This window comes from Vibrio nigripulchritudo ATCC 27043 (assembly GCF_000222685.1).
Lineage (GTDB): Bacteria > Pseudomonadota > Gammaproteobacteria > Enterobacterales > Vibrionaceae > Vibrio > Vibrio nigripulchritudo.
In genome coordinates this window covers 1-21,243 of record NZ_AFWJ01000320.1, presented here as the reverse complement: position 1 = coordinate 21,243, position 21,243 = coordinate 1, and the positions used below count along the sequence as shown (strand labels likewise).

Annotated in this window: 14 protein-coding genes and 1 pseudogene; 6 read left to right on the top strand and 9 right to left on the bottom strand. The window is 45.3% G+C overall.

The annotated features are described in order from the left end of the window. Window positions 1–74: 74 nt before the first annotated feature. On the bottom strand, window positions 75–3,392 hold the full coding sequence (locus RH89_RS27130) for a S41 family peptidase (RefSeq protein WP_004408915.1): 3,318 nt from the start codon (window positions 3,390–3,392) through the stop codon (window positions 75–77). Window positions 3,393–3,798: 406 nt separating this feature from the next. Here RH89_RS27130 and RH89_RS27125 point away from each other — a divergent pair, with 406 nt between their 5' ends. Beyond that, window positions 3,799–4,893, top strand: a complete 1,095-nt coding sequence (locus tag RH89_RS27125) for a NapC/NirT family cytochrome c (protein WP_004408913.1) — start codon at window positions 3,799–3,801, stop codon at window positions 4,891–4,893. A gap of 18 nt (window positions 4,894–4,911) precedes the next feature. Then, on the top strand, window positions 4,912–7,359 hold the full coding sequence (locus RH89_RS27120; protein WP_004408911.1) for a molybdopterin guanine dinucleotide-containing S/N-oxide reductase: 2,448 nt from the start codon (window positions 4,912–4,914) through the stop codon (window positions 7,357–7,359). An 80-nt stretch (window positions 7,360–7,439) separates the two neighbouring features. Here the strand turns inward: RH89_RS27120 and RH89_RS27115 are convergent, their stop codons facing one another. Beyond that, window positions 7,440–7,919, bottom strand: a complete 480-nt coding sequence (locus RH89_RS27115) for a nuclear transport factor 2 family protein (protein ID WP_004408910.1) — start codon at window positions 7,917–7,919, stop codon at window positions 7,440–7,442. Between the two features lie 16 nt (window positions 7,920–7,935). Continuing rightward, window positions 7,936–8,514 carry a TetR/AcrR family transcriptional regulator gene (locus RH89_RS27110; protein ID WP_004408909.1) on the bottom strand — a complete coding sequence of 193 codons (579 nt, stop codon included), beginning with the start codon at window positions 8,512–8,514 and terminating at the stop codon, window positions 7,936–7,938. A gap of 279 nt (window positions 8,515–8,793) precedes the next feature. On the opposite strand from RH89_RS27110, the gene RH89_RS27105 reads away from it, so the two are divergent. Continuing rightward, window positions 8,794–9,054: a DUF5062 family protein gene (locus tag RH89_RS27105; protein ID WP_004408908.1), complete on the top strand. Its 261-nt coding sequence runs from the start codon at window positions 8,794–8,796 to the stop codon at window positions 9,052–9,054. Window positions 9,055–9,388: 334 nt separating this feature from the next. Here the strand turns inward: RH89_RS27105 and RH89_RS27100 are convergent, their stop codons facing one another. Continuing rightward, entirely contained in the window at window positions 9,389–9,739 is a 351-nt protein-coding gene (locus RH89_RS27100) for a hypothetical protein (RefSeq protein ID WP_004408907.1), read from the bottom strand. A gap of 410 nt (window positions 9,740–10,149) precedes the next feature. Between RH89_RS27100 and RH89_RS27095 the strand changes: the two genes are divergently transcribed. Further along, window positions 10,150–10,353 carry a DUF5062 family protein gene (locus RH89_RS27095; protein ID WP_050811580.1) on the top strand — a complete coding sequence of 68 codons (204 nt, stop codon included), beginning with the start codon at window positions 10,150–10,152 and terminating at the stop codon, window positions 10,351–10,353. Window positions 10,354–10,970: 617 nt separating this feature from the next. Here the strand turns inward: RH89_RS27095 and RH89_RS27090 are convergent. From RH89_RS27090 to RH89_RS27070, 5 genes are all read right to left on the bottom strand, one after another. Further along, the gene (locus RH89_RS27090; protein ID WP_004408905.1) at window positions 10,971–11,447 is read right to left on the bottom strand and encodes a hypothetical protein; all 477 of its coding nucleotides are present in this window, start codon (window positions 11,445–11,447) and stop codon (window positions 10,971–10,973) included. A gap of 32 nt (window positions 11,448–11,479) precedes the next feature. Further along, on the bottom strand, window positions 11,480–14,419 hold the full coding sequence (locus RH89_RS27085) for a reverse transcriptase domain-containing protein (protein ID WP_004408904.1): 2,940 nt from the start codon (window positions 14,417–14,419) through the stop codon (window positions 11,480–11,482). Window positions 14,420–14,827: 408 nt separating this feature from the next. After that, window positions 14,828–17,692 (bottom strand): aminomethyl-transferring glycine dehydrogenase, encoded by a 2,865-nt coding sequence (gene gcvP, locus RH89_RS27080; RefSeq protein ID WP_004408902.1) that lies wholly within the window; start codon window positions 17,690–17,692, stop codon window positions 14,828–14,830. 30 nt (window positions 17,693–17,722) lie between these two features. Further along, the gene (gene gcvH / locus RH89_RS27075) at window positions 17,723–18,103 is read right to left on the bottom strand and encodes a glycine cleavage system protein GcvH (RefSeq protein ID WP_004408901.1); all 381 of its coding nucleotides are present in this window, start codon (window positions 18,101–18,103) and stop codon (window positions 17,723–17,725) included. A 37-nt stretch (window positions 18,104–18,140) separates the two neighbouring features. Further along, window positions 18,141–19,439, bottom strand: a complete 1,299-nt coding sequence (locus tag RH89_RS27070; RefSeq protein WP_004408900.1) for a serine hydroxymethyltransferase — start codon at window positions 19,437–19,439, stop codon at window positions 18,141–18,143. Between the two features lie 500 nt (window positions 19,440–19,939). On the opposite strand from RH89_RS27070, the gene RH89_RS27065 reads away from it, so the two are divergent. Beyond that, window positions 19,940–20,563: a helix-turn-helix domain-containing protein gene (locus tag RH89_RS27065; protein ID WP_004408899.1), complete on the top strand. Its 624-nt coding sequence runs from the start codon at window positions 19,940–19,942 to the stop codon at window positions 20,561–20,563. A 378-nt stretch (window positions 20,564–20,941) separates the two neighbouring features. Next, a pseudogene (gcvT, locus tag RH89_RS27060) lies at window positions 20,942–21,243 on the top strand (glycine cleavage system aminomethyltransferase GcvT); the annotation flags it as partial.

Sequence of the window (21,243 nt, the reverse complement as noted above, 5' to 3'; positions counted from 1 at the left end):
AGAGGGCAGAATAGAAAAAAGCGAGCCAATTGGCTCGCCTGTGGTTTTCAGAGTTTAGGGTCAACAGATCCCAGCTATTTTGGCTGAATCTGCTTAAGCGCTGTCGCAATTGCTGCGTCAAGCTGGCTATCGATTCCGTTCTCTACTTCTGAAGGCAGATTGAATGCCTGAACGTCCGGTATCAGCTCCAGATTTTCATAGTAGCGACCATCCGGCGTTTTGAGTGGTAGGAATGGGTACACGTAACTGATGTCTGGGTAAACAGCCGACCCTGCTGTGTTCACCGCGGTTCCGGTGCCCGGTACAGGCTCACCCACGATAGGACCCACTTTCAGATCTTGGTAGTACTGGCTGAATGCAGAACCTTCGGAATAAGACGAAGCATTAGCAAGAACGACTGACTGTTTCAGCCAGCTACGGCGACCTGCATCGGAAGCTGGCTTGCCTTTTCTTGGCACCAGATCAGCAACTTTCTGAGCCGTCAGAAATTCAATAAGCGTATCGGCAAGGAAGCCACCGCCATTGAATCGAACGTCAATGATTAAGGTTTCCGTGTTACGTAATCGCCCTAACGCTTCTGCTCTAAGATGCTCAAAGCTGGCGGAGTTCATTTCAGGCAGATAAACATACCCGACTTTGCCGTCGCTTTTCTCAAGAACGTAATTACGGCGTTCTAGTTCCCAGCGTTTCGCAATGATCGAATATTGCTCGTAGCTGTCGATAGGTGTGATTTCCTGATGCCAGTGGCGTCCTTCAACTCGTTGTAAGGTGACAGAAACCGGCACCTGCGCCTTATTATTTAACTGCTTTGCAAGGCTCGCTAAATTAGAGACAGGGTTGCCATTGATTGCGATGACTCGGTCTCCGGGTTTGAGTACGATGTCTTCCACATCCGCAGGACCTCCAGGCAAGATCTCACTGATAACAAGCCCCTGAGAGCTGGAATCTTCATTCGCAGGTTCGTTACCTGAAATGTTTTCTGCAAAGATCAGCCCAAGGGAAGCGGTATCGTCGTAGCGCATGGTTTCCGGCGCATACCCGTAAGCGCCAGTGTGAGACGCATTGAGTTCACCACTCAGCTCGCTTAATACTTCAGCGAAGTCCAGATCATTGTTGATGTGTGGCAAAAACTTACGGTAGTTCTTGCTATAGAAATCCCAATCTACGTTGCCCATGTCCGGGCGATAGTACTGCTCTTTGGTCTGGCGCACGATCTGGTCAAATGCGGCAACGCGTCTCGGCTCTGCCTCAAATTCAACTGGCAGATCGATGGGGTAACGTATGCGTTTCCCAGAGTCAACGTCCACTTCGATAATGTCGTATTCGGTAAGCAGATAAGCGAACTCCTGATTTTCAGTCACGTAGACAGCGTAAGCTTCTGGCTGGTTAGAAAATACCGAGTAGGTCTCCTGAGTTCGGATATTGTAAATGAGTCCGTTGGTTTTATAGTCGCCTGATAGGTCGGGTTCTACGTCTACTACCAGCAAGTTATCACCCAGAAGATGAGCGCCCAGCACCATCTTTGAAAACGGCAGGTGGAAAGCTTCTCGGTATTCAATGTTGTTTTCGTTGAATGCGTAGCTTGGAACCTGTTCGCCTTCTTCCGGTAATTCGAGATCGTCTTTGAAGTCTTTCTTCGCCCGGCTGTTAACAAACACACCGCTTATCGTGAGGTCGAGATCATCTCCCGATACAGACTTCACTCCGTATTTGGTGGTTGCCCAATATAAAACGCGTCCGTCGGCACTCCAGCTAGGCATCGCGTTAATAAATCCGCTTTGGGAGACATTCACCGAAGGGCTGCTGCCATCGGCTTTAACCACATGAATTTGGTTAGAGTACGGAGTAGGAGATAGGTGCACCGCCAGCTGGGAAGAATCTGGTGACCAGGCGTAATCGATGCCGTTGAAATTACTGATCAGGTCAGGAGCAATCAGCTCTATGCCAAGATCGACTGATTTGTCCTCACTCACCATTGCGTCTTTGACTTTCTCGACAACGGACTCTTCTTCGCTCTCGCTTAAATCCAGAACGTGAATGGCTCGACCATTAACCACAAAAGCAAGTTTGTTTCCATCTGGGGAATATTTAGGGTGCGTGATGTTGTGATCGTCAGACACCAGTAGCGGGGCTTCTTCGCGGGTTATAGCATCAGACAGCAGCTCTTCTTCCGTGTCAGAAAACGTGGTGTAAAGCCCCCATTTCCCATCACGCAGGGCGCTATAAACTGCGCCATAACCGTCTGGGGTGAAATTAACGTGTTTTTCTTCTTCAATGGTTTTGGTTAACGCTTTCACTTCAGAGGTTTCTGCGTTGTAAGCATAAACGTCACCATACGAGTTCAGAAGAAACTCACCCGGATCGTATTCCGAAGGTGCGAACCTCGTGGTTTTGTTGGTGTAAATGAATTGGCTTGGTTCTGGCGTAAAGTGGTGAATGTTGATGCTCACTTTACGGGCGTCAGATTCCCCATTTTTAAGCGTGTATATTTCCCCGTTGTAAGAAAACGCGAGGTTATCGCTGTCGTCCACCGTCAGGTGACGAACAGGGTGTGTATCGAAATGCGTAATCTGGGTTTTCTCAGCGGTGGTTAAGTCATATAGCCAGACATTGAAATTGCCATCAGCCTCACTCAGATAATAAAAACCAGTCTGGTCAGTGTTCCAGGCTGGGCGTTGCGCCGCCACTCGGTTTTCTGTGAGTTGCTTGTGTTCTCCGCTCGCTTTGTCGTAAAGCCAAATGTTCGGCACAGCGAAAGAGCGTTGGTGTTTACGAAACGGCTGATCTTTATGAGGAGAGTTATACAGCAGCTTGCTCTCATCCCGATTCCAAACTGCATGTTTGGCGGGTACTGCCAGCGTAGCAGAGGCGTTTTGCGAATCCAGTTCAACGCGGTACAAATGGTTGCCTAACGGACTCAGCGACCATTCAGGCAAGCTGTAAAAATCCTGTTCCTTACTGGAAATTCGCGTTGTACTGAAAAGCAGTGCGTCGCCGTTTTCAGTAAACGAAGTAGGAATATCCGACCCAGAATGGTAAGTGTGACGAATCATCTTTCCGTTTTTAAGAGACACGGTAAACACGTCGTCATTGCCATATGGGTTAGCGGCGAATGCCAGCGTTTGATTGTCTGGTCCCCACATCAAACTGTGAGGGTAGAAATCGCCGCTCGTAATGGCGCGGGCTTCGCCCCCTTCACTGGATACAAGGTAAATTTTGCTTTTGTAGGTAAAAGCCAGCTGTTTGCCGTCTGGCGAGAGTGCTGTGTGTCTTAACCACAGTGGAGCATCTGATTGAGAAGAGTCTGCTGACGCTGTTTGCGTCGCGTGGGCAGATGAAAAAGCGCCAGAAATCAACGCAGCAAGCAGCGTGAAGCGCATAGATTGACCCATGTCTGTTTCCTTCTATTTATAGAATTTATAGTTATTAAGTTTTTGATAGTTATTATCTATTCTGGACGATTGGTCAACCTTATCAGCGCATTTATTGACGGTAAAAAATGAAAAAGGCAAACACATGCCTTGCCTTATCTAACGCCTCACAGCCCCCATTTAACAGTTCTTCGATAACTACCCGACATTCCTAATTTTCGTCAACGCAGATCTCTAGAACCCAGCTTTCGATATCCGGTTATTAAGCAGGTCACACTGCGTTGGTATTCCATATTGATGAATCTATCAATTTTAATAACAAAAACCACAGTAAGACAGTGGGTATGATGTGGATCAAAATGGAACTACCACTTTAGGAGTACACCTGAAGTGAATCGTGTGATTGTGTGAGTAAGTGTTTCAAATTATGAAAAACAAAAAACGTTATATCACGGTATTAATCGCAATGGGTGTACTGATCGGTTGGGCTCTTTTAGGAGGCTCAGCAGCTGTCATGCACTACACCTCCAGCACTTCATTTTGTTTGTCTTGCCACTCGATGCAAATTCCCTATGAGGAATATCAGGGGTCGGTGCATTTCACCAATGGAAAGGGCATACGCGCGGAATGTTCCGATTGCCATATCCCGAATCAACCCATCGATTACATCATTACCAAAATTCGGGCAACGAAAGACATTTACCACGAGTTTGTGACCGGGAAAATTGGCGATGAAGAGCTGTATGAAACCCACCGCGTTGCCATGGCTGAAACCGCATGGGAACAAATGCGAGCCAATGACTCAGCTACTTGCCGATCTTGCCATGAGTTCGGTGCAATGGATCTGTACGAGCAGACGGAAGACGCCGCCAAAATGCATCAATACGGAATAGAAAATTCCCAAACCTGTATTGATTGTCACAAAGGTGTCGCTCACTTTGCCCCGGAGCCAGAAATGGACAGCGAAGCGTTTGAACGTTTAATGGCATTGACTGATCAGACACCAGATTCCGCAAAATATGTGTACACCGTTTCTGATGCAGAAATCGGAGAGTACGGTTCAATCCGACCTACCACCAAACTCGAAGTTATTGCCCAGACCCCAACCTCCCGAGAGGTTCGCCTAGAGGCTTATCAGATGAAAGGGGCAGAACAGGTGATTTACCTGGGAAGAGGGCAGCGAGCGATAGTCGCCATGCTCTCTGAACAAGGGCAGGCAGCGGTCAAACATGGCAATTATGAACCTGATCAATACGGGAACGAGTGGCGAACCGCTACGCTCACCGCAACCACGAGTGCACCAGTGCTGGATTCTCCGGAACCCATATGGGCGTATGCCACGGAGCTCGACAACGTTTACTGCGCGACATGCCATTCCAAGATCCCGGCTAATCATTTTACGGTCAATGCATGGGGACCAGTAGCCAAGAGCATGGGCGAACGAACCGACATTTCAGAACCTGATTTGGAAATACTTACCAAGTTCTTCCAGCACCACGCCAAAGACGTGGCTGGGCACTAAATAGAGAAGGATAGCATTATGACTGAATTAACACGTCGAGGTTTCCTTAAAGGAACCAGTATGACCGCAGGCGCACTGGCGTTCACTTCGTTTACTCCTTTGTCGGCACTGGCGAAGACGAAGCGAGGCTCTGGTGTGCTGACTGCTGGTCGAATGGGACCTATCTTGTGTGAAGTAAAAGATGGAAAACTGATCTCGACCAAGAATGCGCTGGCTCAAACCGTTGCAAACAGCTTGCAGGTGACGGGACCGGATCAGGTGCACACCAAAGCTCGCGTAAAGTATCCGATGGTTCGTAAAGGGTATCTTGCCAATCCGTCGGCACCAGCCGGAGAGCGAGGAAAGGACGAGTTTGTCCGCGTATCCTGGGATGACGCTTACGCTTTGATCCATGAACAGCACATGCGAATCCGGCAGGCTCATGGAGCTGAATCGGTCTTTGCGGGTTCTTACGGCTGGCGATCCAGCGGTGTATTGCACAAAGCTCAGACACTTTTGCAGCGCTACATGAGCATGGCGGGTGGCTACTCAGGGCATCTTGGGGATTATTCGACAGGGGCGGCTCAAGTTATCATGCCGCACGTTATGGGTTCCATCGAAGTGTACGAGCAACAAACCACTTACCCAGTCGTGCTCGAACACAGTGATGTGGTGGTGCTCTGGGGAATGAACCCTTTAAATACGCTCAAGATTGCCTGGACTTCAACAGACTGTCAGGGGCTAGAATTTTTCCACCAGTTGAAGAAATCGGGCAAAACGCTGATCGCCATCGATCCAATGCGTTCCGAAACCATTGATTTTTTAGGTGACAGCGTTCAATGGATTGCGCCTCACCCAATGACTGATGTCGCAATGATGATGGGGATTGCCCATACACTGGTCAAAAATAACAAACACGACAAAGCATTTCTTAGCAAGTACACCACCGGATATGACCGTTTTGAAAGCTATCTTCTCGGTAAAGAAGATGGCGTTGAAAAATCCGCAGCGTGGGCTTCGGGTATCTGTGGCGTACCCGCGAAGCAGCTAGAAGTGTTGGCAGATATTTTCAGCAAACACCGCACATTGTTAATGTCTGGATGGGGAATCCAGCGCCAGCAATACGGAGAACAGCGCCACTGGATGCTGGTAACGCTTGCTTCAATGCTAGGGCAGATTGGTTTACCGGGCGGTGGATTTGGGTTGTCTTATCACTATTCCAATGGAGGAAACCCAACGCGTGATGCTGCGGTACTTCCTGCCATATCCGCGTCTGTTGGCGGCGGTTCATCAGCCGGGAACGACTGGGCAGTCTCTGGTGCGGTGAATGCGTTCCCAGTAGCACGAATTGTTGAAGCTCTGGAAAATCCGGGTAAATCTTTTAAACATAACGGTCACGATCTCACGTTCCCAGATATCAAAATGATCTGGTGGGCAGGTGGCGCGAACTTCACGCATCATCAAGACAGCAACCGACTGATTAAGGCGTGGCAAAAACCAGAGCTGATCGTCATATCCGAGCCGTACTGGACTGCCGCGGCTAAGCATGCAGATATTGTCCTGCCCATTACAACCTCTTTCGAACGAAACGATATGACGATGACAGGGGACTACAGTAACCAGCATCTCGTACCGATGAAGCAGGCGGTGGAACCTCAGGGAGAAGCCCGAAACGACTTCGATGTATTTGCCGATATGGCTGAAAAACTGAAATCCGGTGGGAAAGACGTTTTCACTGAAGGCAAAGACGAAATGGGGTGGCTCAAATCGTTTTACGAGACAGCCCAAAAAGCCGGGCGCACGGCGCGTATCCGCATGCCAAAATTTGGTCAGTTCTGGAGCAAGAATGAGCTGATTGAAATGAAGTTCAACAAGAAAGCTGCGAAGTTTGTCCGTCATGCTGATTTTCGTAAAGATCCTGTTCTCAACCCGTTGGGTACGCCCAGTGGAAAGATTGAGATATTCTCAAAAACCATCGAAAGCTATGCCTTGGAAGATTGCCCGGCACACCCAACTTGGCTAGAACCAACGGAGTACACTGGGAATGCGAAAGACGGCGAGTTGCAACTCGTTACCGCCCATGCCGCTCATCGCTTACATAGCCAGTTTAACTACGCTGCGATTCGTGAAGACTACGCCATTGCCAATCGCGAGCCGATCTCCATCCATACTGAGGATGCCAAGGCAAGAGGCATCAAGCAAGGAGATTTGGTACGTGCATTCAATGACCGTGGTCAGGTGCTGGTGGGCGCATTAGTCACTGACGGGATCAAGCAAGGTTCTGTATGTATTCACGAAGGAGGGTGGCTAGACCTCGACCACAAATCGGGCTTGTGCAAAAACGGTTGTGCCAACGTGCTGACCTTAGACATTCCAACCTCTCGGTTAGCCAACGGCTGCGCTGCCAATTCATCCTTAGTGAGAATTGAAAAATACGAAGGTCCAGCGCTCGAACTAACGGCTTTCACACCACCAAAAAATGCCTGACGTTGAAACCTAAAAAAACAGAAGCCAGCATCTGCTGGCTTCTGGTTTTTGCGCATAACTCAGCCTTGCTGAGTGTGTTTTTAGAAAACACCATTGGAATTACGAACTGCGCTGCCAGCGACTAGGGTATAAAAGCGCATAAAGGTATCGAGCGGCTGAATCGCATCCCAGTGTTCTTCGATGTCTGAGCCATTGATTCTCCACGTATCGACGATGTTCATGCCTTTTTTGTCGTTGCCTCGATGGGATTTCTTGATTGTCGCGTGAGAATGCAGGGTTACATAATCACCATCAACATAAACGCTTTTCACATCGTAAGAGAACTCCGGGAAACGACCAGTAAACTTCTTAACGTACTCAATCACACCCATCATTTTGTCTGGAATTCCACGGTTGTGCTGAACATAGTTGGAGTTGTCGTATTTGCTTTTTACATACTCGAAGTCGTGGTTATTCATAATGTTTTGGACAAAATCCATGATGAGTTCGGCGTTGCTGTTTTCTTTTTCTGTCCAGGAGTCGCGTTTAAATTTGTTTTTATCAATGATTACTGTATCCATTCTTCTCTCCAACTGTTTAACTTGTTTTTCTTTCAATCAATTCTGATAACCACGACTCCATTCGCTCCGCCTGCTCAGAAACAATGGACTCGTCTTCAAATGTTTGTGCGAGCAAAGCAGCACCTTGACTCTGCGTTATAAGGTGCACGGCATACTGGTCCGCATGGCTTTGAAAACCGAGCTCTTCAAACTGCTTTGATAACCAGTTTCGAAACAAGGCGAAGAACCTTTTCATCTCATTCTGAAAAGGGTGAGTCAGCTTATTGAGCTCTGCCGTCAATGAACCAATAGGGCAACCAAATTTCTGGGTTTGAGATTGGGTAGCCACTGCCGACTGAATAAAGCTGCGAATCCTAAGTTCCGGCTGTTTGTACTCCGTTTCCCATGACACCAACGCTTCTTCAACCATTACCAAACGCTGGTTCAATACCGCTTCGAGAATGTCGTCTTTGGTTTTGTAGTGGTGATAAAAATTACCTTTTGAGATCCCCACTTCATTAGCGATCTGAGAAAGAGCGGTGTGCTCGTATCCCTGCTCGTAAAACAGCGTATTCGCAGCTTCAATGATCTTCAGTTTTGTCTTACCCAATCGCATATATGGTCTCTCTAAAATAAACTAGGTCGCATGTCCTATTTTAAATTTAGGACGCTCGACCTAGTTTGTCAACGAGTAAATTTTAAAAGAATTTGCTTCTATAGTTTTAAACGTTCCAGATAGGTGCGAGGATGGGGGCTTTGGTGTACTCACTGTTTTTGGCAGGCTTCACGTTTTTTTAATGTGAGAGTGCTTCTACTTTCTATATGAGAGCTTACTAACACGCCATATGTGACACTTAATGTATTCTAAGCCCAAGCGATTAAGAGGATTCAATTAATGTCAAAAAGCTCTAAGCTTCATAATGAAGATAAACTGGTTAAAAAAGCGCTTGAGATTGCTGGGAAGATGGCAAAGATGCAAGGCTTTGACCTTCCTCAGTCACCACAACCCGTAAAAGTAAAAGCGATTTACCTATTCTTGGTCGATGCCAAGCAAATCACGCCACTACCCGAGAGCAAGTTGGACGGCGCAAACATCAAACACAGGCTGGCACTCTGGATTCATAACGCGTTGCCAGACAACGACCCGCTAAAATAAAAATTATATTGAAATAACAAAAAGGCGAACCGATTGGTTCGCCTTTTTGATCTTGGTTTCCGTTCTATTTCAATTGCCGTAATTGATGAGTTTCGTGTTTTCTTAAAGTGAGTATCCCGTTATTGGGACTGCATTGCAGAGATCCGATAAACAGAACATCGCCATTGATCAGCATAAACGGACCCTTCTAGCAAAAGGGGATAACGACAGATAACTCGGAAGCGGGAATTCAATCTTGGTTAGGTTGAATTATTGATGAGATCAAGGCAGCGTCCATGCTGCTCTAAGATCAAAAACGTTGGGGCTGAGCCCACGCATACATCGTGTCGGATGATCAGAACATGTATTTATTGATGCCTGCTTTCGTCCAGTCTTGAATCGAGTTCGGGTCGAATGACTCTTTGTCTGGAACTCCAGTGCTCTCATTTTGGGAAGAGATCAACGTCGCCGTGGATTTGATGGTGTCGATTTTGACTGCACGACCATCATCAAACGTGAGCCGATAGCCGATAAACACAGACTGGAACATTCCGTTCCCTTCGAATTCTTCAAGAAGATTTTTCACGTCGACCAAGTGGTAACGCTTGTTGCCGTCCTCAAGAAAGAAATCCGTGGTTGTCTGAACCGCGCTATCTTTGAATAAGTGAGAGATTGTGCAAGCAGAAGATAAATCAAAAACGATCATGTCGTATGTACCTTTATTAGTTACGGTTTTTATTTATTTTGTGATTTATATCACTCGAAAATATCATTGTGGTCTGACCTTGATCCGCGGTTATAAATATTTCTTCACAAGGTGAGTTTTGTGATTTGAACCAAACAAAGAATAAATCAAACTAATCAGTAAGTTAGATAATTTTAGTTCTTTGCCAGCTACTGGGAATTAAGTCACTTTGTGTCTCTGAGAAATATTTTGTTACATTTGCGCTTGGGATCGTTCCCATTTCTGACAAAGAAAAACACGCTACGAATGCGTTTGGTCTGAGTTTGGGAATTGGTAGAAAACTAAAAATAAAGGCAGGCAAGTAGAAAAGTAATTGATAGGTTTTGTGTTTTCTTAAAGTGAGTGTTCCTTTGAGTTAAAAAGCGCTTGAGATTGCTGGGAAGATGGCAAAGGTGCAAGGCTTTGACCTTCCTCAGTCACCACAACCCGTAAAAGTAAAAGCGATTTACCTATTCTTGGTCGATGCCAAGCAAATTACGCCACTACCTGAAAGCAAGCTCGACGGTGCAAACATCAAACACAGGCTGGCACTCTGGATTCATAACGCATTGCCAGACAACGACCCGCTAAAATAAAATTATATTGAAATAACAAAAAGGCGAACCGACTGGTTTGCCTTTTTGATCTTGGTATTACATTGCGAACTAGATTGAAGTTCGTGGGTAAGAAATGAGTAGGACATTGGCTAACACATTTTTGCCCTAACCCGGTTCTGATCTCGTCGCTTCGGCAATAGAACTAAGCAATGTGCAAAATATGCATATTGCTTCTCAAACAACTATCCAGTATTCCTCGGTATTTGAACTGTTGCAATAGTTGCCTGAGCAACGAGAAAGCTGTTAATGCAGATTCTGCAACAACTCATGTCTGCCCCAAAATTGTTTAAAGCACATGATTTACAAAATCTAGGGTATGCGTTTGCCCCTACTAGAAGTTATCCGAACTCAGCATATCTCCGAGTGGTTTTGCTTAATTCTTTATACCATTCTACAGGTAATCCAAAAGTGGCTAATTGAGTAAAGCCTCCGACAAACTGTTGTCAAAAAGTGAGCTGTGTAGGTATTGAGTTGAAAAATGAATGTAATCGACACTATATAATCAAAACTGCCAAATCATGCATGAGTCTTTACAGCTGGTCTATTTAAGTTCCTGTCCGTGATGCTTCCTAGAATAAACTCACAACAGTTAATTACTAGTCTGAGATGAATTCCGCCGTGGCTTCCTCTATTGGTTCTGGTAAGTGCTTTCTTAACCGAGAACTCCATTCTTTTCTAGCAACTGATTTTGATACTTCAAGATGCCATACATGTCTTTTAAGCTGTGATTTAATAGCTTCGTTCCATGTATCGCTATTAGGTTCAGCATCTAACACTTGTTCAAAACAAAAGAGCATCTGAGCGATAAACCAACGGTACTTTGAATAAGTGGCTGGGTCACTCGTTATATCTATCTTAGTACCTCTGGCTAGCTCTGGGTGCTCCAAACATAGATTTAAGTAACTTTGATATGAAGCGTATGCTGTAGCTCTTCTCGCTTCATTGCGTGAAGACAATATCTGGATGATGGCAAATACAAGTGCGAAGAAAGCGATTATCATGACGAATATATTGGCTCGTGCATCCCAGAACTCAAAACTTAAAAATTGTGCTACACCAAAATCAAAACACATACTTATCTCCTAAAAGTGTTTTATTCTATATCTCAACGACTTATTACTTTTTCGCAATCATAACCTGGGGGTAAGTGCTTGAATGAATCCCCTGCACCTGGTCTAGATTTATACTGAAACTCCCTTAGCTTTTGTATATCTATATCGGTCGTTAAAACACAAGTATTGTTTCCACCTTTAACGTAAATCATTGTTTTGTTGTATGTTTTACTTGGTCTAAGTACGCATGAACCGCCATATTGAGACGTATTGGACTGAACTACATAGCAATGAAGGTCTCTGACAGCAGACTCCAAGATATGTTGGTAGTAGTTAGTATCCTTGTTCCATACACACGCGAAGATCATATCAACTTCAGATTTGAATAGAGTTCTGTGTTCTATGTCAGATAACTCGAAACAGTTGTATGTGGTGAAACTTACTCCGTTCCAATTTACTTTATGGTAATAGTTCTTTGGTTTATGCAGCATGTTTGCGGGTGTAAGTCTTAGTGAATGAATAAGCTCTAATTCACTAGGAGCGTAGTGGTTTTTAAGCCTAACGGAAATTGCACACGACTTATATTTGTTCGAAGCTTTGAATGGAAGTACTTCAATGATTAAATTATAAACTTGGTTGCCTACGACCCAATGCTCTAACCCAAATATTAACCCTATCTGATGTCTGCGAGAGTGAGCTACCATAAAAGGAAGCCAAGTGACTGGTATAGCTACTTCTGGCATGATTAAGAGTTCTGCCTGCTCTTTGATCGCTGAGTTTAGTAGCTGATATAACCTCTTTTGGCGTTCGTAGCTCACATTGGAACGCTTGTCTTTCCTCAAAGATGAATCGATATCTCGCTCATCTACAACCATGTTGGCTAACGCAAGTCTTATGCTTTGCTTGCTCTTACCACTCCCGACAATAAAAGTAGACTTAACGTTGCTCTTATCGTCTAGTGGCTCAAAATCAACAGGTAGTTTCTGGGAATAAATCTTTTCCTCGTAGGATATTAGGGAATTTTTTTGCCATTCTACTAGCTGTTTTTCTGTGTGAAGAGCATCGGGTAGTTTGAATAGTTGCCACTCATCTAAGTGGATAAACCTAGGTGACATTTTTATTTTCTCAGCACACAAAGCAACATTTTCAAATTCTAGAAACGAGTCTTCGTTCGTAAGGTCTCCGTTGAAATCAGAAAAATTGGCTAATGGCCATGAAACTAAATGATGTCGAAGCAAATTTGATTTTCTAAATGACCATGAGTAATGGGCTAGTTGCTTTTCAAATATAAAGACCGCTAGTTTGTCTTTGCCGCTACTTAAAAATACTTTATGCGCCTCATCAGTACCTTCTTCTGACGGTTCAGCGATATCTAGCAAGGCGACCGTAAGAGATAGAGATAGATGGTTATATAACTCCATATCTTTGTGGAGTTTAGTCGTCAATCTTTTTCTAACCTTTTTGCTTTTAGGATGGATAACCCGAATCTTCTTGATTTCAGATTCTAATGTGTTCACGAATCTAAATATAAAATCATATCTTTTGGTTACCAGAGCATATTGGTAGACTTTTTCCCAAAGACGGTTGAATTGAAGGGCATTAGCTCCTCTAAAGAAAAGTTGAATGTCAGGTATGACAGTGCTGTTATAGTCTAACTTACAGAGCCTATGCGCAGTTATATGGCTCGATAAATATTTCGATAACTCAGTTTCATTTTCAGCCAGACCAACGATACTCCTCAGCTTATTAGCTGAACCATCATACAGAACATCATAAGCAAATTTATCCAGTTCTTTATCAATGTGCTCGGTAGGTAAAAACTTAAAAGCACTACTTCTTTCTTCTAGCTCTTGTTTGAATATGTCTAGTCCAGCTTTACTGTGGTTTTTGTCGAAGTACTGGAGTATTAGTTTATCCCTTTGAATCGGAAGCTTGTTCTGATCGATAGTAATGAAATAGTCAGCTTTTGGACCTTTATTTCGTTTCAATAGGTTGTTGAAATAGTGTTCAATAAAGCTTTCAATTGGGTTTTGTTGTTCAAAGTTTGGTCGTCTAAAAACTAGCAGGATATCGTCTACGTAACGGCCATAGTAAGAGGGTCTAACTTTATTAGAGATATCCTCATCAAATTCAGATAGATACCAGTTGGCGATGATGGCGGACGAAGCCATGCCTATAGGCAGCCAAAATTTTTCCTGGCAATCAGGGTGAGTCAATGTTGCGGACTTATAAGTAATAGAATTGTATGTATAGTGGACTTTTTCCAAGGCTTCGGTCAATAACTTAGCCAATTCTAAGTCGAAAAAACTATCCTTATTTTGTTCAATGAAGTCAGATATTAAGTTGAAATCGAAATCAACGTGATAGAAGTATGATTTCAAGTCGAGAGATAGAAGAGCAACATCTTCTTCCTTGTCCGCGAGGTTTGATGCTATTTCAATAGCTTGATCTCGCCACTGATTGTATTGGTCTACATAACGCTTAAAGATATCCTTAGTGTAATGTGAAGGCTTATCCTCTGTGTCATTGCTGGTCAGGAAGCTTTTGAGCCTATTCCCATAACAGTCATCAGACAGTTTACTATCCATTACAGAGCCAACTACGGTACACCACAACATCTCTATAACATGAAGCTCAACCGGGGCGTTGATAAAGTAGTTTACTTTTTCAACTTGATACTGAGGTGAAGATGTAATGTTTGAAATGAACAGGCCATTTCTCTCATTATGCTGGTTTTGTTTGATATCTTCAGTTCTTGATACTGACTTCGGTAACAAATGATAGGAAATTTCGTCCAACCAATCTTTAAAATCATTAGTGACCACTGGATTTTTGCTTTTTAGAACTGAAAGTATCTTTTGAAGAGATGTGTCAAGATCTGTACTTTCGAAGGCAGCTACTCTTTGTTTCAAAAATAGGTTGAGATTATCTTGATAAGCGTAGCTCTTGAGTGAAAGATATGCGCTTCTAATAGTTTCTATATCCAACTTCATGCTCTTCATGTCTCAGTATTGATTTGTGTTAATTCATTGTAGTTATGCAATGGTTTTATGCGCTTATGTTATCATATGTCTCGCAATTTTAATCAAAAGCTTAGATACTTCTAATGACTAAACTTTGCCCTATACTGTGGCGTTTGGAGTGGCTAAATCAGTTTTCCCCCTTTCTGTTCGACAAACTCATCACGCAAGCAGCGTGACGCAACTTTCATGATGAAGGTCTTCCGCAATTGACCGTGTATATTTGTTCGGGAATTGAGAATATTCCATACTTAAAGTAATTCATGATTATCTAAATTAGAAAAAGTGCTAGCAAAATTCTGAGATAGAAGCTTTACTCACACACAAAACAAAAAGGCGAACCAATCGGTTCGCCTTTAAAATTTTTACAGAAACTAATATTTAGTCTTCATAGCTCTCAATACTTGGGCAAGAGCAAATCAGGTTACGGTCGCCGTATACGTTGTCTACGCGGTTAACCGTTGGCCAGTATTTCGATGCTTTTGCTTGTACAGATGGGAAGCACGCTAGCTCGCGAGAGTAAGGGCGGTTCCATTCTGCTTCAGACAGGTCGGCTTGAGTGTGAGGTGCGTTAACCAGTGGGTTGTTGTCCAGTGGCCATTCGCCGTCTTTCACTTTTGCCATTTCTTCGCGGATTGCGATCATCGCGTCACAGAAACGGTCTAGCTCAGCCAAATCTTCAGATTCAGTGGGTTCAACCATTAGTGTGCCAGCAACTGGGAACGACATGGTTGGCGCGTGGAAACCGTAGTCCATCAAACGCTTGGCGATGTCTTCTTCGCTGATGCCTGTGTCTTCTTTTAGCGGGCGAATGTCGATAATACATTCGTGCGCTACGCGACCGTTTGTGCCACGGTAAAGAACAGGGTAATGAGGGCGCAGGCGCTCCATTACGTAGTTGGCGTTCAGAATCGCAACTTTGGTTGCGTCTGTCAGACCTTCTGTGCCCATCATGGCGATGTAAGCCCACGAGATTGGCAGGATAGAAGCACTACCTAAGTCAGCGGCAGATACTGCGTAATCTTTACCTTCTACACCGTTTTCAACGTGACCTGGTAGGAAAGGTGCAAGGTGTGATTTAACACCGATTGGACCCATACCCGGACCGCCACCACCGTGTGGAATACAGAACGTTTTGTGCAGGTTCAGGTGAGATACGTCTGAACCGATGAAGCCAGGTGAAGTCAGACCAACCTGAGCGTTCATGTTGGCACCATCAAGGTAAACCTGACCGCCAGCCGTGTGAACCATTTCACACACTTCTTTCACTTGTTCTTCGTAAACACCGTGAGTAGAAGGGTAGGTGATCATGATGCTGGACAGGTTGTCTTTGTGCTTCTCGATTTTCGCTGCCAAATCTTCAACATCGATGTTGCCGTCGTCATCACACTTAACGATGACAACTTTCATCGACATCATGGAAGCAGTCGCTGGGTTCGTACCGTGTGCTGAACTTGGGATCAGGCATACGTTACGGTGACCTTCGCCACGGCTTGCATGGTAGCGTTGAATCGCGATAAGACCTGCGTATTCACCGGATGCACCAGAGTTTGGTTGCAATGAGAACTCGTCGTAGCCAGTGATTTCACATAGCTTCTGTTTTAGATCTTGAGCAAGGGCTGTGTAACCTGCTGCCTGGTCTAGAGGTGCGAATGGGTGAATCGCGCCAAATTCAGGCCAGGTAACTGGAATCATTTCAGCCGCTGCGTTCAGCTTCATTGTGCAACTGCCCAGCGGAATCATGCCGTGAGTTAGTGAGAAGTCTTTGTTCTCAAGCTGCTTCAGGTAACGCATCATCTGCGTTTCGCTGTGGTGTGTATTGAATACTGGGTGAGTCAGGTACTCAGACTCACGACGGCACGCTTCTGGAATCGCTGCAAACTCGTTGCCTTCAATTTCAGTAGACAGAGTTTCTACCTTCTCTTCCACACCGAACACGCCAAATAGCGCTTCAACGTCTTGAGTGGTGGTGGTTTCATCGAAGCTGATACCGATTTGACCATCCAGCTTGCGAAGGTTGATGTTTGCGTGCAATGCTTTTTCAAGCAGGGCGTCAGTTTTGTCGCCTGTGTTCAGCGTGATGGTATCGAAGAAGCTGTTATGAGCAAGCTCGTAACCGGCTTTCGTCAGACCAGCCGCCAGAATCGCAGTCATGTGGTGCGTACGGCGCGCGATGGTACGTAGACCTTCTGCACCGTGGAATACTGCGAAGAACGACGCCATGTTCGCTAGCAGTGCCTGCGCAGTACAAATGTTCGATGTGGCTTTTTCGCGGCGAATGTGTTGCTCACGAGTCTGCATTGCCATACGCAGAGCTTGGTTGCCTTTTGAATCGATAGAAACACCGATTACACGACCTGGCATAGTACGCTTATGTTTGTCACGGGTTGCCATGAATGCAGCGTGTGGACCGCCGTATCCCATTGGAACACCGAAACGCTGGGCGCTGCCGATAACGACGTCTGCGCCCATTTCACCTGCTGGCTTCAACAAAGCACAGGCTAGAAGATCGGTTGCTACAGTCACTAGCGTTTTCTTCGCTTGTGCAGCGGCGATAACCTCGGTAAGGTCGCGAACCTCACCAGTGGTGCCCGGGTACTGAACCAACGCACCGAATACGTCGTGATCAGATAGAGATTCAACAGAACCTGTCACCACCTCAAAACCGATAAACTCTGCACGTGTTTGGATCACGGAAAGGGTTTGAGGGTGCACATCGTCGGCAACGAAGAACACGTTGCTCTTGCTTTTACCTGCGCGCTTACACAGAGTCATCGCTTCTGCCGCTGCCGTTGCTTCATCCAGCAGTGAGGCGTTCGCGATTTCCATGCCCGTTAAGTCCATCACCATTTGTTGGTAATTCAACAAAGCTTCAAGACGGCCCTGAGAAATCTCAGGCTGATAAGGGGTGTAAGCTGTGTACCAACCTGGATTTTCCAGCACGTTACGTAAAATCACATTTGGTGTGAAGGTGTTGTAGTAACCCTGACCAATGAAAGTACGCTTGATTTGGTTTTGGTTGGCAAATTGTTTCATCGCCTCAAGCATGTTTGCTTCGCTCATAGGAGCAGCTTCGCTCATTGGCGATTCAAGGCGAATTTGAGCAGGAACGGTTTCTTCAATCAGAGCGTCCAGGCTGGATGACTTGATGGCATCCAGCATGTGTTGTTGCTCTGCATTGTTCGGGCCGTTATGGCGTGCAATGAACTCGTTGTCCGTGCTTAGGTGGTGAAGTAACTCTGTCATAATCTCTATCTACCGCGACTCGTCGATTATTTATTCGTCTTCAATACTGTTAAGGTATTCTTCTGAATCTTTCAGGTTGTCCAGTTCAGAAGCATCTTGCAGCTTCACTTTAACGATCCAACCGCCTTCATACGGTTCTTCGTTAATTAGCTCTGGGCTGTCTTCCAGCTCTTCGTTGATTTCAAGGATTTCACCCGTAATTGGTGCGTAGATGTCTGACGCAGCTTTTACAGATTCAACCAAAGAAAAGCTGTCGCCAGCTTCAATGTCGTCGCCTGCGTCTGGCAGGTCTACGAATACGACGTCGCCAAGCATTTGCTGAGCGTGCTCTGAGATACCGATAGTTACGGTGCCGTCACCATTGTCTTTAACCCACTCGTGGCTATCAGCAAACTTCAGTGTATTATCCATTGAATTATCTCCAAAAAATTCCTAGGGATGTTTAATATTATTGGTAGAGTGGGAAGCGATTGCAGAGCTCTTTCACTTGTTTCTTAACGCGTTGCTCGATTTCTGCGTTGCCTTCAGGGCTTTCAACTAAGCCGTCAAGTACATCACCGATCCACTCTCCGATCTGTTTAAATTCTTCATTACCGAAACCGCGGCTTGTTCCGGCAGGCGTACCTAAGCGAATGCCTGATGTAATCATAGGCTTCTCTGAATCAAATGGTATGCCGTTTTTGTTACATGTGATGCCAGCGCGCTCCAACGCTTCTTCCGTCTGATTGCCTTTCAGTCCTTTCGGGCGAAGGTCAACCAGCATCAGATGAGTGTCGGTGCCACCAGTCACTATGTCACAGCCACGATTTTGCAACACTTCGGCTAAAACTTTTGCGTTACTAACCACAGTATCAATGTAAGTTTTGAATTCCGGTCCCAAAGCTTCACCAAACGCGACGGCTTTTGCTGCGATTACGTGCATGAGAGGACCGCCCTGCAAACCAGGGAATACTGCGGAGTTGATTTTTTTGATGATGTCTTCGTGATTGGTCAGAATCATCCCACCGCGAGGACCGCGAAGTGTTTTGTGAGTTGTTGTAGTGACAACATGAGCGTGTGGCAGTGGGCTTGGGTGTGCGCCAGTTGCGATAAGACCAGCAATGTGCGCCATATCTACCATTAGAATTGCGCCCACTTCGTCCGCGATTTCACGGAATTTAGCAAAATCAATCACGCGAGGAATGGCGCTGCCACCAGCAATGATCATTTTTGGTTGGTGTTCTTTTGCCAGAGCACGAACATCTTCGTAATTGATTTCAAGTGTTTCTTTGTCCACGCCATATTGAACGGCGTTGAACCATTTGCCTGAAAGGGCAGGGCGAGCACCGTGAGTCAGGTGGCCGCCAGCGTCCAGTGACATGCCTAAAATGGTGTCGCCTGGCTGAAGAAGTGCCAGTTTAACTGCACCATTGGCTTGTGCGCCGGAGTGGGGTTGTACGTTTGCAAATTCACAGTTGAACAGTTTTTTCGCTCGTTCGATAGCAATCGCTTCAACGGTATCAACGTGTTCACATCCGCCGTAGTAACGACGACCCGGATAACCTTCTGCGTATTTGTTGGTCAGGCATGTGCCTTGTGCCTGCATTACGGCTTTAGAGACGATGTTTTCAGAAGCAATAAGCTCAATCTGATCGTTCTGGCGAGCATTTTCTGCCTGAATTCCGGCAAAGACAGCGTCATCGGTTGCAGAGAGGTTAGTAGAGAAGAAGTTCTCCAGGCTGTGGTTTTGGTAAGACTTGTTGTTCATGGCAGATAACCTTCCATTTGTCTGACTTAATGTGACTCTAAGCGGTCAACTTTAGTTAGATAAGCCAGGCTTCCTTTGTTTCTCTGTTTCTATCTTTTGTGTTTAAAGCAGAAACAGCGCGAATCTGTGAACTTTCGATTTCTGCTGTTTACTACGTGACCAATCTGGCTGAGGTGGCAATCTGAATTGCGATTTAGCCAAACGTTTGCTTTTTCGGTGCGGATTGTAGGGTAAGTTGCACTCGAATGGCAGAATATTTTTTGTTTGTAAATGGTCTATTGCGTAATACGTCAGAAATGTGCGAGAAAGTTCTCCATCTAACAAGGCTGTAACATAGCGTTAGTTGAGAAGACAATCAATCAAAAATTTCCTATTGGAAACATGTTTTCCGAAATTGCTACATGGCGCACTGTTTAATTTCATCCGGCTACTTTCATGTTCAGGCGTCTCTGTGCACAATAAAAGAACAACATTAGGAAGTATGAAAATAAGAGGGACGCATGTCTGAAGACATCTACGATGAGTACCCATCTGTTACGCTTGCAAAAGAGAATCAGGACGAAAATATAGAGCCTCTAAAACTGGGCAAGCGGCTAAAAGAAATTCGCATGAAACTTGGGTTAACCCTAGAAGATGCAAGCAAGCGTACTGGCCTTGCGCGTTCGACGCTTTCTAAGATAGAAAACGAACAAATATCTCCTACCTTTCAAGCTATGCAAAAGCTCGCGAATGGCTTGAAGATAGATATGCCGCAACTCTTTGAACCACCTAGAAAAAAGGTAGCAACAGGGCGTCGGGATCTGACTCGTTCCGGTGAGGGTAAACCACACCCAACACCAACCTATGAACACGAACTGCTGGCGACTCAACTTTCCAATAAGAAAATGATGCCATTTAAGAGCCGAATCCGAGCGCGGGATTTTGACGATTACAGCGACTGGGTGAGGCACGATGGCGAAGAGTTTTTATTGATCTTAGAAGGGGAAGTACTCTTCTATTCTGAGTTCTATGAACCCGTGCCTATGACGGTCGGAGACAGCGTGTATTACGATGCCAATATGGGTCATATGCTGGTCTCTACCAGTGACGAAGATGCACAGATTTTGTGGGTCACAGCAAAATAATTCGAATTCTTAAAAGTTTCCTATAGTGAAAGCAAACGTTTGCTTTGCTTCTCTAACCCTCTAATTTTGCGGGCATTTCCTTCCATTTAACTGATTTTTTCATTAATACAACCATGTGAAATAGTTGTGAAATGTCACAAAAATGTTGGTCTTGCACGCAAAGCTGGTTTAAAACCAAGTCAACTTTATCTACTATTGGAAACAAATCTTAACTTCGTGGAAACAAAAAGCGTAACCACCAGGTGAGAAAGTCACAACAGGGAAGGGGGAAACACGCCATTTTCGCGTTTCTTTCCACCTTTCAGACAACCAAGGAAAAGCAGAGAGCTTCTTCCGAAACCAGTTAAACGTCTAAATTGTCAGCCAGGGTTTGGCGATATGGAGAATACAATGACAGAACTACTGAAAACCCCACTACACGCACTGCACGTGGAAGTAGGCGCGAAGATGGTGCCATTCGCAGGTTATGATATGCCTGTACAGTACCCATTGGGTGTAAAGAAAGAGCACCTGCATACTCGTGATGCGGCGGGTTTGTTCGATGTCTCTCATATGGGGCAGCTTAGACTGCACGGTGCAGATACTGCAAAAGCGCTAGAAGCGTTAGTACCTGTCGATATTGTTGATCTTCCTGTTGGCAACCAGCGTTATGCTTTCTTCACCAATGAAGAAGGCGGCAT

What these genes read in the sequence shown, in the direction of transcription:
- gcvP (WP_004408902.1), bottom strand. Translation starts at nt 17,692, where the DNA reads ATGACAGAGTTACTTCACCACCTAAGCACGGACAACGAGTTCATTGCA.
- RH89_RS27065 (WP_004408899.1), top strand. Translation starts at nt 19,940, where the DNA reads ATGTCTGAAGACATCTACGATGAGTACCCATCTGTTACGCTTGCAAAA.
- RH89_RS27120 (WP_004408911.1), top strand. Translation starts at nt 4,912, where the DNA reads ATGACTGAATTAACACGTCGAGGTTTCCTTAAAGGAACCAGTATGACC.
- RH89_RS27090 (WP_004408905.1), bottom strand. Translation starts at nt 11,447, where the DNA reads ATGTGTTTTGATTTTGGTGTAGCACAATTTTTAAGTTTTGAGTTCTGG.
- RH89_RS27130 (WP_004408915.1), bottom strand. Translation starts at nt 3,392, where the DNA reads ATGGGTCAATCTATGCGCTTCACGCTGCTTGCTGCGTTGATTTCTGGC.
- RH89_RS27105 (WP_004408908.1), top strand. Translation starts at nt 8,794, where the DNA reads ATGTCAAAAAGCTCTAAGCTTCATAATGAAGATAAACTGGTTAAAAAA.
- RH89_RS27110 (WP_004408909.1), bottom strand. Translation starts at nt 8,514, where the DNA reads ATGCGATTGGGTAAGACAAAACTGAAGATCATTGAAGCTGCGAATACG.
- RH89_RS27085 (WP_004408904.1), bottom strand. Translation starts at nt 14,419, where the DNA reads ATGAAGTTGGATATAGAAACTATTAGAAGCGCATATCTTTCACTCAAG.
- RH89_RS27100 (WP_004408907.1), bottom strand. Translation starts at nt 9,739, where the DNA reads ATGATCGTTTTTGATTTATCTTCTGCTTGCACAATCTCTCACTTATTC.
- gcvH (WP_004408901.1), bottom strand. Translation starts at nt 18,103, where the DNA reads ATGGATAATACACTGAAGTTTGCTGATAGCCACGAGTGGGTTAAAGAC.
- RH89_RS27070 (WP_004408900.1), bottom strand. Translation starts at nt 19,439, where the DNA reads ATGAACAACAAGTCTTACCAAAACCACAGCCTGGAGAACTTCTTCTCT.
- RH89_RS27125 (WP_004408913.1), top strand. Translation starts at nt 3,799, where the DNA reads ATGAAAAACAAAAAACGTTATATCACGGTATTAATCGCAATGGGTGTA.
- RH89_RS27115 (WP_004408910.1), bottom strand. Translation starts at nt 7,919, where the DNA reads ATGGATACAGTAATCATTGATAAAAACAAATTTAAACGCGACTCCTGG.